Source organism: Kitasatospora sp. NPDC030952 (assembly GCF_055571335.1).
Genome location: NZ_JBVIFM010000007.1, coordinates 217,075 through 231,002 on the forward strand (window position 1 = coordinate 217,075; position 13,928 = coordinate 231,002).

Annotated in this window: 12 protein-coding genes; all 12 read right to left on the reverse strand. The window is 73.0% G+C overall.

All coding sequences use genetic code 11. The features are described from left to right. Positions 1 to 32 precede the first annotated feature (32 nt). On the reverse strand, positions 33 to 344 hold the full coding sequence (locus ACZ47G_RS16060) for an L-rhamnose mutarotase (RefSeq protein WP_465742992.1): 312 nt from the start codon (positions 342 to 344) through the stop codon (positions 33 to 35). Continuing rightward, positions 341 to 1,348 carry an aldo/keto reductase gene (locus ACZ47G_RS16065; RefSeq protein ID WP_465742994.1) on the reverse strand — a complete coding sequence of 336 codons (1,008 nt, stop codon included), beginning with the start codon at positions 1,346 to 1,348 and terminating at the stop codon, positions 341 to 343. The genes ACZ47G_RS16060 and ACZ47G_RS16065 overlap by 4 nt, the downstream gene beginning before the upstream one ends. Further along, positions 1,345 to 2,109: an SDR family NAD(P)-dependent oxidoreductase gene (locus tag ACZ47G_RS16070; protein WP_465742996.1), complete on the reverse strand. Its 765-nt coding sequence runs from the start codon at positions 2,107 to 2,109 to the stop codon at positions 1,345 to 1,347. The genes ACZ47G_RS16065 and ACZ47G_RS16070 overlap by 4 nt, the downstream gene beginning before the upstream one ends. Then, positions 2,106 to 3,443, reverse strand: a complete 1,338-nt coding sequence (locus ACZ47G_RS16075) for an L-fuconate dehydratase (RefSeq protein ID WP_465742998.1) — start codon at positions 3,441 to 3,443, stop codon at positions 2,106 to 2,108. Before ACZ47G_RS16075 ends, ACZ47G_RS16070 begins: the two co-directional genes overlap by 4 nt. An 11-nt stretch (positions 3,444 to 3,454) precedes the next feature. After that, positions 3,455 to 4,306 (reverse strand): fumarylacetoacetate hydrolase family protein, encoded by an 852-nt coding sequence (locus ACZ47G_RS16080; RefSeq protein ID WP_465743000.1) that lies wholly within the window; start codon positions 4,304 to 4,306, stop codon positions 3,455 to 3,457. 177 nt (positions 4,307 to 4,483) lie between these two features. After that, positions 4,484 to 4,879: a serine hydrolase gene (locus ACZ47G_RS16085; RefSeq protein WP_465743002.1), complete on the reverse strand. Its 396-nt coding sequence runs from the start codon at positions 4,877 to 4,879 to the stop codon at positions 4,484 to 4,486. Between the two features lie 218 nt (positions 4,880 to 5,097). After that, positions 5,098 to 7,545, reverse strand: a complete 2,448-nt coding sequence (locus tag ACZ47G_RS16090) for a SpoIIE family protein phosphatase (protein ID WP_465743004.1) — start codon at positions 7,543 to 7,545, stop codon at positions 5,098 to 5,100. 108 nt (positions 7,546 to 7,653) lie between these two features. Then, positions 7,654 to 8,574: an NADP-dependent oxidoreductase gene (locus ACZ47G_RS16095; RefSeq protein WP_465743006.1), complete on the reverse strand. Its 921-nt coding sequence runs from the start codon at positions 8,572 to 8,574 to the stop codon at positions 7,654 to 7,656. 416 nt (positions 8,575 to 8,990) lie between these two features. Beyond that, positions 8,991 to 10,442, reverse strand: coding sequence for a GH1 family beta-glucosidase (locus tag ACZ47G_RS16100; protein ID WP_465743008.1), 1,452 nt, complete (start codon positions 10,440 to 10,442; stop codon positions 8,991 to 8,993). Positions 10,443 to 10,501: 59 nt separating this feature from the next. Then, entirely contained in the window at positions 10,502 to 11,413 is a 912-nt protein-coding gene (locus tag ACZ47G_RS16105; RefSeq protein ID WP_465743010.1) for a carbohydrate ABC transporter permease, read from the reverse strand. Positions 11,414 to 11,430: 17 nt separating this feature from the next. Next, positions 11,431 to 12,435: a carbohydrate ABC transporter permease gene (locus tag ACZ47G_RS16110; RefSeq protein WP_465743012.1), complete on the reverse strand. Its 1,005-nt coding sequence runs from the start codon at positions 12,433 to 12,435 to the stop codon at positions 11,431 to 11,433. A gap of 143 nt (positions 12,436 to 12,578) precedes the next feature. After that, on the reverse strand, positions 12,579 to 13,880 hold the full coding sequence (locus ACZ47G_RS16115; RefSeq protein ID WP_380453578.1) for an ABC transporter substrate-binding protein: 1,302 nt from the start codon (positions 13,878 to 13,880) through the stop codon (positions 12,579 to 12,581). Positions 13,881 to 13,928 lie beyond the last annotated feature (48 nt).

Below are 13,928 nucleotides of genomic sequence, written 5' to 3' on the forward strand. Positions count from 1 at the left end.
GACACCGGGGCCGGGCCGGGCGGCCGGAACGGCTACAGCTCCCACACCACGGGCAGCCCGGCCGCGGCACCGTCCGCCGAGTAGTCGTGGACGACGTCGAGGAGTCCGGCCATCCGGGCCTGCCAGGCGATGTTGACCGGAAGGTGCTCCAACTCGGCGAGCAACCGGGCGTAGTCCTCGCACTCCAGCAGGTGGAACAGCTCGGACCCGCTGCGCCAGATGGTCCAGGAGGTCACCCCGGCGGCCCTGATGGCGTCGGTGAGTTCGGCCGGCACCTCGCGGTGCGCGGCCTCGTACTCCTCGATCCGGTCCGCGCGGACGCGGGTGTGCAGGGCGATCCTCATGACTGCTCCGTGGTCTCGTGCGGGGTCGGGACGTCCGCCGGCAGCAGCGCGCGGTCCTTCAGCTCCGCCCACAGCCCGTCCGGGACGCGGTGCCGGAGCATGGCGGCGGCGTCCCTCGCCTCCGCGGCGTCGCGGGTGCCGACCAGGACGCTGGTCACGGCGGGGTGCCCGAACGGGAAGCGCAGCGCGGCGGCGCGCAGCGGCACGCCGTGCCGCTCGCAGACGGCCTCGAGGTCCAGGGCGCGGGCGAGCAACTCCTCGGGCGCGGAGGCGTAGTCGAAGGTGGCACCGGGGCGGGGGTCGGCGAGCAGACCGGAGTTGAAGACGCCGCCGATGACGACGCCGACGCCGCGTTCGGCGGCCAGCGGCAGCAGCTCGGTGAGTCCGCGCTGGTCGAGCAGGCTGTAGCGGCCGGCGAGCAGCACGGCGTCGAGGTCGGTCTCGCGGATGAAGCGGGTGAGGAGCTCCGCCTGGTTCATGCCGACGCCGATCGCGCCGACCAGTCCCTCGGCGCGCAGCCGCGCCAGCTCCGGGTACGCCTCGGTGAGCGCCTGCTCCGCGTGGTCGTCGGGGTCGTGGAGGTAGACGACGTCGATCCGGTCCAGTCCCAGCCGTTCCAGGCTGTCCTCGATCGAGCGGCGGACGCCCACGGCGCTGAAGTCCCAGATCCGGCGCTGGGCGGCGGGGACGGCGAAGCCGTGGGCGAGGTCGTCGCCGTGGGGCGCCGGGGCCGGGCGCAGCAGCCGGCCGACCTTGGTGGAGAGGACGTACTCGTCCCTGGGGCGGCCGCGCAGGGCCCGGCCGAGCCGCCGCTCGGACAGGCCCAGGCCGTAGTGCGGGGCGGTGTCGAAGTACCGCACGCCCGACTCCCAGGCGGCGGCGACGGCCGCTTCGGCGTCGGCGTCGGTCACCGGGGTGAACAGGTTGCCGATGCCCGCCGCGCCGAAGGCGAGTTCGCCGACCTCCACCGAGCTGTGCCCCAGGGGCCGACGGCGCGAGGTCACGACCCGGCCTCCGGCCGCAGCCGCAGGCCCGCCATCCCGCCGTCGACCTGCAGGGCCGTGCCGGTGGTGCTGCCGGCGGCCGGGGAGGCCAGGTAGGCGATGGCGGCCGCGACCTCCTCGGCGCTGACCAGCCGCCCGTGCGGCTGACGGCCGTTCAGCCGCGCCCGTTCGGCGGCCGGATCGTCGGCGGCGTCCAGCAGCCGGCCCACCCAGGGGGTGTCCACGGTGCCGGGGTTGACGCAGTTGACCCGGATGCCCTCGCGGACGTGGTCGGCCGCCATGGCCAGGGTGAGCGACAGGACGGCGCCCTTGCTGGCGGAGTAGAGCGCGCGCTGCGGCAGGCCGGCGGTGGCGGCGATGGAGCAGGTGTTGACCACCGCGGCCCGGGCGGAGCGGCGCAGGTGCGGCAGGGCCGCCCGGGTGGTGCGGACGACGCCGAGCAGGTTGACGTCGAGGACGCGGTGCCACTGCTCGTCCGGGTTGTCCGCGACGGTCCCGACCGCGCCGATGCCCGCGTTGTTGACCAGGATGTCGATCCCGCCCAGCGCCTCGGCCGCGGCCTGGACGGCGCCGGTCACCGAGGCGTCGTCGGAGACGTCGGCCGCGAAGCCGAGCAGCGGCTCCCGCACCGTCTCCGGGGCGAGGTCCAGGACGGCCACCCGCGCGCCGCGTTCGGCGAGCAGGGTGGCGGTGGCCAGGCCGATCCCGGAGGCGCCGCCGGTGACGACGGCGGTCAGTCCGTGGAGTTCCGGGGTCGTCATGCGGTCGCCTCCTGGTGTCGCGCCGCCTCCTCGGCCCAGAAGGAGCCGTGGGGGTAGTGGTAGGTGTCGAGCGAGGTCCGGTGCATGGCCGCCGAGAATCCCGGCGCGGTGGGGGCCCGGTAGTGGCCGTCGGTGATGACCACCGGGTCGAGGAAGTGCTCGTGGAGGTGGTCGACGAACTCGATGACCCGGTCCTCGGTGGTGCCGGTGAGCGCCACGTAGTCGAACATGGACAGGTGCTGGACGAGTTCGCACAGGCCGACGCCGCCGGCGTGCGGGCAGACCGGTACGCCGAACTTGGCGGCGAGCAGCAGGATGGCGAGGTTCTCGTTGACGCCGCCGACCCGGGCCGAGTCCAGTTGGAGGATGTCGATGGCGCCGGCCTGGAGCAACTGCTTGAAGACGATGCGGTTCTGCACGTGTTCGCCGGTGGCGACCTTCACCGGGCTGACCTGCCGCCGGATCGTGGCGTGCCCCAGGACGTCGTCGGGGCTGGTGGGCTCCTCGATCCAGTACGGGTCGAACTCCGCGAGCGCCCTGGTCCATTCGACGGCCTCGGCCACGTTCCAGCGCTGGTTGGCGTCGATGGCCATCCGGACGTCCGGCCCGACGGCCGCGCGGGCGGCCCGGCAGCGGCGGATGTCGTCCGCCAGGTCGGCGCCGACCTTCAGTTTGATCTGCCGGAAGCCGTCCGACACGGCGGCGAGTGCGAGGCGGGTGAGCTTCTCGTCGTCGTAGCCCAGCCAGCCGGGGGAGGTGGTGTAGGCGGGGTAGCCCCGGCGGAGCAGCGTCGCGGCGCGCTCGTCCGCCCCCTGCTTCCCGCGCCGCAGCAGCTCCAGTGCCTCGGCCGGGGTGAGGGCGTCGGCGATGTAGCGGAAGTCGATCTGGGAGACCAGCCAGGCGGGGTCGGCGTCGGCGAGCAGCTGCCAGAGCGGCTTGCCCTCGTGCTTGGCGGCGAGGTCCCAGACGGCGTTGACGACGGCCCCGATGGCCATGTGCATCACGCCCTTCTCCGGGCCCAGCCACCGCAGTTGGCTGTCGCCGATCAGGTCGCGGTACAGCGAGCCGGGGTCGGCGCGCAGTTCGGCGACCGGGCGTCCGATGACGTGCGGGCGGAGCGCGTCGATGGCGGCCACCTGGATGTCGTTGCCGCGACCGATGGTGAAGGTGAAGCCGTGGCCCTCGTGGCCGCCCCCGGAGGTCCGCAGGACGACGTAGGCGGCGGAGTAGTCCGGGTCCGGATTCATCGCGTCGGAGCCGTCCAGCTCCCGCGAGGTGGGGAAGCGGACGTCATAGGTGTCGACGGCGGTGATCCGCGCGGTGGTTGCGGACAAGGGGACGCCTTTCACGCGTTGCGGAAGGTCTGGCGCTGGGTGCCGAGGCCGTCGATGGTCAGCTCGACGGTGTCGCCCGCGCGCAGGTAGGGGGTGCCGGGCAGGCCCAGGGCCACACCGGCCGGGGTGCCGGTGTTGATGACGTCGCCGGGGCGCAGCACCAGGTACTGGCTCAGGTACCAGACCAGGTAGTGGACGTCGAAGACCATGTTCTTGGTGCTGCCGTCCTGGCGCGGCTCACCGTTGACGCTCAGGCGCAGCCCGAGGTCCCGCGGGTCGGCGACGTCGTCCGGGGTCACCAGCCAGGGGCCGAGCGGGTTGAAGCTCTCGCAGGACTTGCCGAGGTCCCACTGGGTGGAGAACTCCAGCTGGAACTCCCGCTCGGAGACGTCGTTGCTGATCGCGTACCCCGCGATGCACCCCGCCGCCTGCGCGGGGTCGGTGAGGTAGCGGGCCTCCCGGCCGATGACGACGGCGAGTTCCACCTCCCAGTCGGTCTTCACCGAGCCGCGCGGGATCAGCACGGGGTCGAGGGGGCCGACGACGGTGGACGGATCCTTCATGAAGACCACCGGCCGCTCGGGGACGGCCGCCCCGGTCTCCTCGGCGTGATCGCGGTAGTTGAGGCCGATGCAGACCACCTTGCCCGGGCGGGCGACGGGCGCCCCGATCCGCAGACCGGTCGGATCCACGGCGGGCAGCGAACCCTCGGCCAGGGCGGCCCGGACCCGGTCGATCCCGCCGGAGGCGAGGAAGGAGCCGTCGATGTCGCCGGTCAGGCCCGTGAGGGTGAAGGTCGCGCCGTGCTCGTCGCGGACGGCCGGAGTCTCCGCTCCGGGGTCGCCGAGTCGCAGCAGCTTCATGTGGTGGCTCCCATCAACACATCGGATGTATCCGTGGTGCCATGACCATACGAGGCCTCATCGGGCCTCGCAAGGATTCCTCCGATGTCTGCCCGCTGACCGCCGATCGGATGGACCAACTGAGCAGTTCAGAAAGATCGTTGGAGGTTCCATCGGATCGCTGCGGATGGCCGCGCATCACGGTGGGGAATATCCGGAGGTTCCTCTTGTCAGTGGGATGCCCCGCTCGTAGAGTCCTCCGCACCACAAGCCATCCGATGTCTTCTGCCGGATCTTGGTGACGCTGCCGATCCTGAACCTCCCGTCGGCGCGCGCCGGTAGACCGGTGACCAGGTCCCGGACGCCCGCCGCGCCCCGCCAGACGACCCGTCCGTGGTCGCGGACCTCCGCGAGCGCGGCGGTGCTGCCGCCCTGCTCGACCAGGGCGGCCAGCTCGGGCGGTGCGTCGGCGGGGAGTTCGGCCCCGGCGGTCGGAGCGGCCACCGCGGCGGGCGCGAGCGCGGTGACGACGGCGGCGGCGAGCGCGGTGGCGGCGAGCCGCAGACCGGGCCGGCGGGAGCACACGGGGGTCATGTCGCCAGACTCGCACCGGGAGGCACCGTCGGGCGTCATGCCGTGGACGGGCTCCGCCCTGCATCCTCCGACGGACGGCGGGCCGCCGTGCGGAGTAGTCCGCCGCCGGACCGGGCCCGTCATCCGGCGGAGGTGGTCGCGCCGTCAGCTGTCAGCCGTGGGCCGTCAGCCGTCCGGCGGGTGCCGGGGTACGCGAACCGCGCCGGGCCGGAAGGGCGTCACCACGGGCCGAGGGTCTGGGCGCACCAGATCGTCTTGCCGTTGGTGGTGTGCCGGGTGCCCCAGCCCTGGGTGAGCTGGGCGACGAGCATCAGGCCTCGGCCGCCCTCGTCGAAGATGCGCGCCCGGCGAAGGTGCGGGGCGGTGGCGCTGCCGTCGGAGACCTCGCAGATCAGTGAGGTGTCGCGGATCAGCCGCAGCCTGATGGGTGGTTGACCGTACTTGATCGCGTTGGTGACCAGCTCGCTGACGACCAGTTCGGTGACGAACGCCGTCTCCTCCAGGCCCCAGGCGGCCAGTTGGTCGGCGGCCAGCCGCCGGGCGCGCGCCACCTGCGTGGGGTCGGGCTCGATGTCCCAGTCGGCGACGTGGTCGGGGTCCAGCGCGCGGGTGCGGGCGAGCAGCAGGGCCGCGTCGTCGGTGCGGTGCTCCGGCAGCATGGCCTTCATCGCCGTGTCGCAGAGCGCCTCCAGCGAGGCGGCCGGCTCGCTCAGGACCCGGAGCAGGTCGCCGGCCCCCTGCCCGCCGTCGCGCTCGCGGTTCTGCACCAGTCCGTCGGTGTAGAGCGCGAGCAGACTGCCTTCGGGCACCTCGATCTCGGTCACCTCGAACGGCAGCCCGCCGACGCCGAGCGGCGGACCCGGCTGCGCTTCGATCGGGGTGCCGGTGCCGTCGGGCGAGATGACCAGCGGCAGCGGATGGCCCGCGCTCGCCAGGGCGCAGCGCCGGGAGACCGGGTCGTACACGGCGTACAGGCAGGTGGCGCCGGTCTCGCCGGTCGGCTCGAAACCGCCTTCGGGCCGGTCGTCGTCGGGGAGGTGGAGGACCAGGTCGTCCAGGTGGGTGAGCAACTCGTCCGGCGGAAGGTCCACGTCGGCCAGGGTGCGGACCGCCGTGCGGAGCCGGCCCATGCTGGCCGAGGCGTGCACGCCGTGGCCGACGACGTCGCCGACGACCAGGGCGACCCGCGCGCCGGACAGCGCGATGACGTCGAACCAGTCACCGCCCACGCCGGCGCCCGCCCCGGCGGGAAGGTAGCCGGAGGCCACCTCGATCGCCCCGTGCTCGGGCAGCCGCTGCGGCAGCAGACTGCGTTGCAGGGTCAGCGCGAGGGCGTGCTCGCGGGTGTACCGGCGGGCGTTGTCGATGGCGACGGCGGCCTTGGCGGCCAGTTCCTCGGCGAGGATCAGGTCGTCGGCGGTGAAGGCCTCCGGCCGGTCGCGGCGGGCGAAGGCGACGACGCCGAGCACGGCGCCGCGGGCCAGCAGCGGCACGGTGATCCGGCCGGTCAACCCCTGAGCGGCGAGGGTCTGGTCGATCAGCGGGGTGCCCGGCGGCCAGTGGGCGGGGTCGGCGGCGAGACCGGGGCCGAAGGCCCACTCGCCGCCCTGGTTGGGCTCGGCGGCGAGCTGCACCATGGACCTGCCGGTGGACATGCAGCGGGCGGCGACCGAACCGGGCGCGTAGCCGACCGACGCCGCCGCGCCGGCCGGCGGGTCGGGGGCCTCCTTCGCGCTGTGCCGGGCCGCGCGGCCGAGCGTGATGGTGCCGCTGGTGGTGACGGCGGCGAAGGCGGGCGGTTCCTCTCCACGCAGCACCTCGTCGAAGAGGTCGACGGTGACGAGGTCGGCGAAGGCCGGCACCGAGGTCTCGGCCAGCTCCCGGGCGGTGCTGATCACGTCCAGGGTCCGGCCGATGCCCTTGGTGGCCTCGTTGAGCAGGAGCAGGCGCTGGCGGGCCCAGTACTCGGCGCTCATGTCGAAGCCCCAGTTGGCGACGGCGCGCACGGTGCCCCCGGCGTCCCGGACCGGCCACATGCTGGTCGCCCAGGCGTTGGCGTAGGCGCTGCCCAGCGGGCGGAAGATCGTGATCAGACGCGCGGGCTCGCCCGTCCTGCCCACCTCGGACAGCTTGTTGGTGTACGCCGCGTCGTCCAGTTCGGGGAACAGCTCGCGGTACTTCTCGCCGAGGACCTGCTCCTCCGAGTGCGCCATCACCCGGCACGCGGCGGCGTTCACCCACAGGAAGCGCAGATCGGGGTCGTAGACGCCGAGGGCGAAGGGGCACTGCTCGAAGGCCCGGTCGGCGATCACCGGACGGCGGTCCCAGCGCTGGAGCGTCACCACCCGGCCCAGGGCCCTGCCGTCGGCGTCGCGCAGGGCCTGGGCCGTCACCACGGCGTCCACGGTGGAGCCGTTCCGGTGGCGCAGGGTGATCAGGCCCGCGGGCCCGGGGCCGTCCTCCCCGGGGCTGTCAGCCCCGCGGCTGTCATCCCCGAGGAAGGCGGGCGGGGGATCGACCAGCAGGTCGGTCATCGGTCGGCCGACGGTCTCCGCCGCGGTCCAGCCCAGCAGGAGCGGTCCGTCCTCGCTCCAGCCGGTCACGACCCCGTCCGGGCCGACCGTGACAACGGCGGTGGGCGCGTCCTGTTCGCCGGTCGTCTCCACACGCGCCTCCGTCCGGGCAGCCGTGCACGCCGGAGGGTGGTTCCGGCGCCTGGCTCCAGCCTAGGACGTGTCTTCGAACTCCCGCCTGCGGGCGGAGGACGGGGGAGGTCACGGCAGGACGACCAGCTTTCCGCGGGTGTGGCCGGTGCGGCTGGCGTCGAAGGCCTCGCCCGTCCGGTCCAGGGGGAAGGTCCGGGCGACCTCCACGGTCAGTGCGCCGCGGTCGACGGCGGCTGCCAGTTCGGCGAGCTTTGCGCCGTCCGGGCGGACCCAGATCCAGTGGCCGCCGTGCTGCGACACCTCCGGGTCGGCGACGGAGACGTGCCGCCCGCCGTCGGCGAGCACGGCCAGCGTCGTCTCCAGCTGACCGCCGACGAAGTCCGCCACGGCCGACACGCCGCCGGGCGCCAGCGCCCGCACCCGCTCGGCCAGGCCGTCCCCGTACGTCACCGGCTCGGCGCCGAGCTCGCGGACGAAGTCGTGGTTGCGCTCCGAGGCGGTGCCGATCACCCGGGCCCCGCGGTCGCGGCCGAGCTGAACCGCGAGGCTGCCCACGCCACCGGCGGCGCCGTGCACCAGGAGCACGTCGTCGGGGCCGACGTCGAGCCGGTCGAGGCTGCGCTGCGCGGTGAGTCCGGCCAGCGGCAGCCCGGCCGCCTGCGCCCAGTCGAGGGCGGTGGGCTTGCGTGCCACCGCCGGTGCGGCGACCGCGACGTACTCGGCGAACGTGCCGGCCTGCACCACGTCCTTGCGGGCGTAGGCCATCACCTCGTCACCGGGGGAGAACTCGGGCGTGTCGGGGCCGGTACGGGTGACCACGCCGGCCACGTCCCAACCGGGGACGACCGGGAAGACGGTGTCCATCATGCCGTCCAGCCCGCCCGCCATGACCTTCCAGTCGACCGGGTTGACGGAGGCCGCCCGGACCTCGATCAGCACCTGGCCGGGGCCGACCTTCGGGTCGGGCACCTCGCCGTACTTCAGTCGGGAGTTGTCCGGGGCGTACGAATCGTAGGTCACAGCGCGCATGAACTGTCCTCCGAGGAAAGGGTGTTGCCGCTTCGCGCACCGCCACCGGGAGGGCGGGCGTCGTCGGCCAGGCTATGCCGGGGGTGGTCGCCCGGCACCCCCGCACCGCCGTAGGAGGGGCCGGGGCCGGGCCGGCACGGAGGCCGGGGAGCCCGCCGGGGAGTCGGCGGACCCTCGGCCCCGGTGCTGCGTACGGCCCCGGGGCGTCGGCTGCTCGGTGGTGACCGGGTCGTCAGAAGGCACGTGGGCTTCCCATCGGAATGCGCGGATGCGGGGGGCGGGTGCCGCTCGCCGCGGCTCCCGCTGGTGTCGTTGCACCCGTTGGTGGCCGCCCTCGAAAGGGTCGCCGCCGTCGCCGATGTTTTTTCGAGCAGCCGCACGCCTCGGCCGGCGGTGGCGCCGGCGAGCCGGACGGGTCAGTCCAGACCGCCGCGGCGGATCACCTCGGCGTACCAGTGGGCGCTGCTCTTCGGGGTGCGGACCATGGTGTCGTAGTCGACGTGGACGATGCCGAAGCGCTTGTCGTAGCCGTACGCCCACTCGAAGTTGTCCATCAGCGACCAGAGGAAGTAGCCGCGCACATCCGCGCCGGCGGCGATCGCGTCGGCGACGGCGTCGAGGTGGCCGCGCAGGTAGGCGGTCCGCTCGGGGTCGTGGACGGTGCCGTCGGGGGCGACCGTGTCCTCGAAGGCGGCGCCGTTCTCGGTGACGAGCAGCGGCAGGCCGAACTCGCGGTGCAGGGCGAGCAGGGTGTCGGACAGGCCGCTCGGGTCGATCGGCCAGCCCATGGCGGTGACGTCGTCGTTCGCGAGGTGGAAGGCGACGCCCTCGGCGCCCGGCCAGGGCGAGGACGAGCCGCCGCCGTGCCCGTCGTCGCGCGGCCGGCGGGTGCCGTCGGCGGGGGCGGAGACGACGGTCGGGTTGTAGTAGTTGAGGCCGAGCAGGTCGATGGGGCGGGAGATCTCGGCGAGGTCGCCGTCGTGGACCAGGGTGTCCCAGTCGACCACGTGCGCGGTGTCCTCGAGGAGGTCCTCGTCGTAGCGGCCCCGGAACATCGGGCTGGTCCAGATCCGGTTGCCGACGGCGTCGATCCGGCGGGCGGCCTCCTGGTCCTCCGGGCGGTCGCTGAGCGGTCGCACGGCGTGCAGGTTGAGCGAGACGGCGATCTGGGCGGGGGCGGGCAGCGCGGCGCGCAGGGCGCCGACGGCCAGGCCGTGGCCGAGGTTGAGGTGGTGGGCGGCGCGCAGCGCGTCGGCCGGGTCGGTGCGGCCGGGGGCGTGGACGCCGGCGCCGTAGCCGAGGAAGGCGCTGCACCAGGGCTCGTTGAGGGTGGTCCAGGTGGACACCCGGTCGCCGAGCGCCTCGGCGACGAGTCCCGTGTACTCGGCGAACCGGTACGCGGTCTCCCGGGCGGGCCAGCCGCCGCCCGCGGCGGAGCCGTTGGTCGACGGGGTCTCCAACGCCTGCGGGAGGTCCCAGTGGTAGAGCGTGGCCACGGGGGTGATGCCGTGGGTGAGCAGCTCGTCGACCAGCTGCCGGTAGAAGTCCAGGCCGCGCTGGTTCGCCGGGCCGCGGCCGCCGGGCTGGACGCGGGGCCAGGAGACGGAGAAGCGGTAGGAGGTGAGGCCGAGGTCGGCCATGATCCGGACGTCCTCGCGGAAGCGGTGGTAGTGGTCCAGCGCGGTGTCGCCGGTGTCGCCGTTGGCGACCTTGCCGGGGGTGTGGCTGAAGGTGTCCCAGATCGAGGGGGCGCGACCGTCCTCCGCGACGGCGCCCTCGATCTGGTAGGCGGCGGTGGCGGTGCCCCAGGCGAAGCCCGGCGGGAACGCGCGTCGGGTGCGGTGGTTGTCCGGTGAGACCACGGTCATGACAGCAGTGCTCCAATGAATGGGGTGTGGTGAACAACGGGCGACGGCCTGAGGTGCCGTCAACCCTTCAGCGCGCCCTGGGTGATGCCGCCGACGATCTGCCGTCCGAAGACGGTGAAGACCAGGAGCAGCGGTACGGTGCCGATGAGCGCGCCGGCGGTGATGACGGACCAGTCGGTCGACCAGCCGGTGCCGAGTCCGGCGAGGGCGACCTGGACCGTGGGGTTGATGGCGCCGTTCATCGCGATGACGGGCCACAGGAAGTCGTTCCACGACTGGACGAAGGTGAGCATGCCCAGGACGGCCATCGCGGGCCGGGCGATCGGCAGGACGACGTGCCAGATGACGCGCAGCGAGTTGGCGCCGTCGACCCTGGCCGCCTCCAGGAGTTCGGTGGGCAGGGCCTGGGTGAGGTACTGGCGCATGAAGAAGACGCCGAAGGCCGTCACCAGGGAGGGCAGGATGAGGGCGCCGAGCTGGTTGCCGAGTCCCAGGTGCCGCATCAGGATGAACAGCGGCACCACGCTGACCTGGGCGGGCACGGCCATGGTGGCGACGACGAGGGCGAGCATGGCGCCCCGGCCGCGGAAGCGCAGCTTGGCGAACGCGAAGCCGGCCAGGACGGCGAACGCCACCGTGCTGACCGCGACGGCGCCGGCGACCAGGGTCGAGTTGAGCAGCGCGACGCCCATGCCGCGTGCCCCGGCGTTGTCCCACGCGTAGCCGATGTTGTGGAACAGGTTCGACCCGGGCACCAGCGGCGGGGGTGTGGCGACCACCCGGTGGCCGTCGGTGGACGCCGCCACGAGGGTCCAGTACAGCGGGAACAGCGAGGCGAGGGCGACCAGGGTCAGCGTCGTCAGCGCGAGCGGCCCGGCCCGGTGCTGGTCGCCCGCGCCCGGGGAGCGCAGCCGGCTCCGGCGCGCGATGGCGCGCGGGGCGGGGGAGTCGGGGGCGGGGATGGTGGTCATGTCGTCGTCCTTCTCGGTCACTTGGCGGAACGCAGGCGGCGGGCGATCAGCGTGTTGGCCAGGCCGACCAGCAGGAGCAGGACGAACATCAGCCAGGCGACGGCTGAGGCGCGGCCGAGCATGCTGTAGTGGAAGCCCTGGTCGTACATGAAGACCCCGAGCGTCTCGTACTGGTGCTGGGTACCGCCCTGGTGGCCGCTCTGACCTCCGAACAGGTAGGGCTCGCCGAAGAGTTGGGTCGCTCCGATGAACGAGACGACGACGGTGAACAGGATGGTGGGCCGCAGTTCGGGGATCGTGACGTTGCGGAACTGCTGCCAGCGGTTGGCGCCGTCGATCGCGGCGGCCTCGTACAGCTCGCGGGGGATGGCCTGCATCGCGGCGAGGTAGATCAGCGCGTTGTAACCGGTCCAGCGCCAGATAACGATCACCGAGATGGCGAGCTGGGAGCTCCAGGTGCCGGATTCCCAGCTGACCGGCCCGATGCCCACCAGCCCCAGCAGCCAGTTGGCCATGCCGCCCTCGGGGCTGAAGATCAGGGCGAAGACGAGCGTGGCGGCCGCCACCGAGGTCGCGTACGGCGCCAGCAGCGCGGTGCGGAAGAAACCGCGGGCCGGGAGGCGGTAGTTGAGCAGGTGGGCGAGGCCGAGCGCGATCAGCAGCTGCGGGACGGTGGACAGCAGCCCGAGGGTGATCGTGTTGCGCAGGGCGTGCCAGAAGAGTTCGCTCGGCGGCCCGAACAGCAGGTCGGCGTAGTTCTGGAGACCGACCCAGTCCGCCTGGTCCACGTTGTAGAGGCTGACCTGGTGCAGGGACAGCCAGCCCGTGTAGACCAGCGGGAAGAGCCCGAAGACCGCGAACACGAGGAAGAAGGGCGAGACGAACACGTAGGGCGAGACCTTGTGGTCCCAGCGGTGCAGTCGGCTGCGCGGGCCCGTCGGCTCTCCGGCGCGCTTCGGCGGGCTCGCGCCGGGTGGCGGTTCGGCCGGGTCGCTTCGGTGGGTGCGGGTCGAGGTGGCCACAGGTTCCTCCGTGCCGGGGCGACGGCCGGGCGGGCCGTCGGGTCGCTCTGGACTGGACTTGGGTTCGGTCTCGGCTGCCGGACGCCGGTACGGACCGCGCGGGGGAAGGAGCTGCCGCGCGGTCCGTACGGCGTGGCCCGCGGCTACTGGATGGTGCTCGCGATCTGCTTGGTGGTGTCGGCCCAGGCGGCCTCGGAGCTCTCGTGGTTCTGCTCCATCAGCAGCACGCCGTTGCTGAACGCCCCGTGCAGGTCACCGTGGTGCGGGCCGGTCTCGGCTGGCTGGATGGCCTTGGCCGCGGTGGAGAAGATCTGCCCGGTGGGGGCGTTCGGGCCGATGTACGGGTTCTTGAAGTCCATGACGCCCGGGAGCGCGTACGCCTTCTGGTTGGCCGGGATGGTGCCGACCTTCTGGAAGACCTTGGCCTGCTGTTCGGGGGCGGTGAGCCAGACGACCAGCGCCTGGGCCGCGGCCACGTGCTTGCCGGAGGCCGGTACGGCCAGGAACGAGCCGCCCCAGTTGCCCGCGGTGGGGGCCTGCGCGACGTTCCACTTGCCGGCGTTGTCCGGGCCGGAGAACTTCTCGATGTTGGCCTGCTGCCAGGACGGGCAGACGGTGGTGGCGAACGTGGAGTTGGAGAAGGCCGTCTGCCAGGGGGTGTCGAACTCCTTGAGTCCCTGGGTCATGCCGCCCTGGACCGCGTCGGAGGCCAGCTTCCAGCCGTTCTTCACGCCCGCGGAGTCCTGGTAGTTCATCTTGCCGTTTTTGTAGTACTGCTCGGCGTTGGAGGAGACCACGCCGTTGTAGAGGCCGGTGGCGGTGTCCATGAAGAAGGTGCCCTTGGGGGCCTTGGCCTGGTACTGGCGGCCGACCTCGACGTACTTCGCCCAGTCACCCGCCCACAGGGCACTGACGGCGGCGGGGTCGCCGGGCAGGCCGGCGGCCTGGAAGAGGTCCTGGCGGTAGCAGATCGCCATCGGGCCGACGTCGGTGCCGAGGCCGACGGTCTTGCCCTGGGCGTTGGTCGCCTGCTTCCACTTCCAGGGCAGGTAGGCGTCCTTGTCGACGCCCTGGACCTTCGACAGGTCGGTGAAGGCGCCGCTGAGCTGGTCGGAGGTGGCCAGCGCGATCCGGCTGACCTCCAGCGCCTGGACGTCGTCGAGCCCGCCGCCCGAGAGCCGGGTCTGCAGCGCGGTCCAGTAGTCGCCCTCCTGGGTGGTGGTGTTCTCCTTGATCGTGATGTTCGGGTGCGCCTTCGTGTACTCGTCGAAGAGCCCGGCCTCCTTGTAGCCGAAGGTGCCGAAGTCGCCGACGGTCAGCGTGATCTTCGCGTTCGGGTCGTCCGAGCCGGCCCCTCCCGAGGCGCATCCGGTGGCCAGGGTCGCGGTGGCGACGGCGGCCGACAGGAGGGCGGCGGCTCTGCGGGAACGACGGCGCAGGAACATGAGGTTCTCCAGGGAGGCGGTAGCGGGGTGCGCGGGTGGACGCGCGCG

What these genes read in the sequence shown, in the direction of transcription:
- ACZ47G_RS16100 (WP_465743008.1), bottom strand. Translation starts at nt 10,442, where the DNA reads ATGACCGTGGTCTCACCGGACAACCACCGCACCCGACGCGCGTTCCCG.
- ACZ47G_RS16080 (WP_465743000.1), bottom strand. Translation starts at nt 4,306, where the DNA reads ATGAAGCTGCTGCGACTCGGCGACCCCGGAGCGGAGACTCCGGCCGTC.
- ACZ47G_RS16060 (WP_465742992.1), bottom strand. Translation starts at nt 344, where the DNA reads ATGAGGATCGCCCTGCACACCCGCGTCCGCGCGGACCGGATCGAGGAG.
- ACZ47G_RS16105 (WP_465743010.1), bottom strand. Translation starts at nt 11,413, where the DNA reads ATGACCACCATCCCCGCCCCCGACTCCCCCGCCCCGCGCGCCATCGCG.
- ACZ47G_RS16095 (WP_465743006.1), bottom strand. Translation starts at nt 8,574, where the DNA reads ATGCGCGCTGTGACCTACGATTCGTACGCCCCGGACAACTCCCGACTG.
- ACZ47G_RS16085 (WP_465743002.1), bottom strand. Translation starts at nt 4,879, where the DNA reads ATGACCCCCGTGTGCTCCCGCCGGCCCGGTCTGCGGCTCGCCGCCACC.
- ACZ47G_RS16070 (WP_465742996.1), bottom strand. Translation starts at nt 2,109, where the DNA reads ATGACGACCCCGGAACTCCACGGACTGACCGCCGTCGTCACCGGCGGC.
- ACZ47G_RS16115 (WP_380453578.1), bottom strand. Translation starts at nt 13,880, where the DNA reads ATGTTCCTGCGCCGTCGTTCCCGCAGAGCCGCCGCCCTCCTGTCGGCC.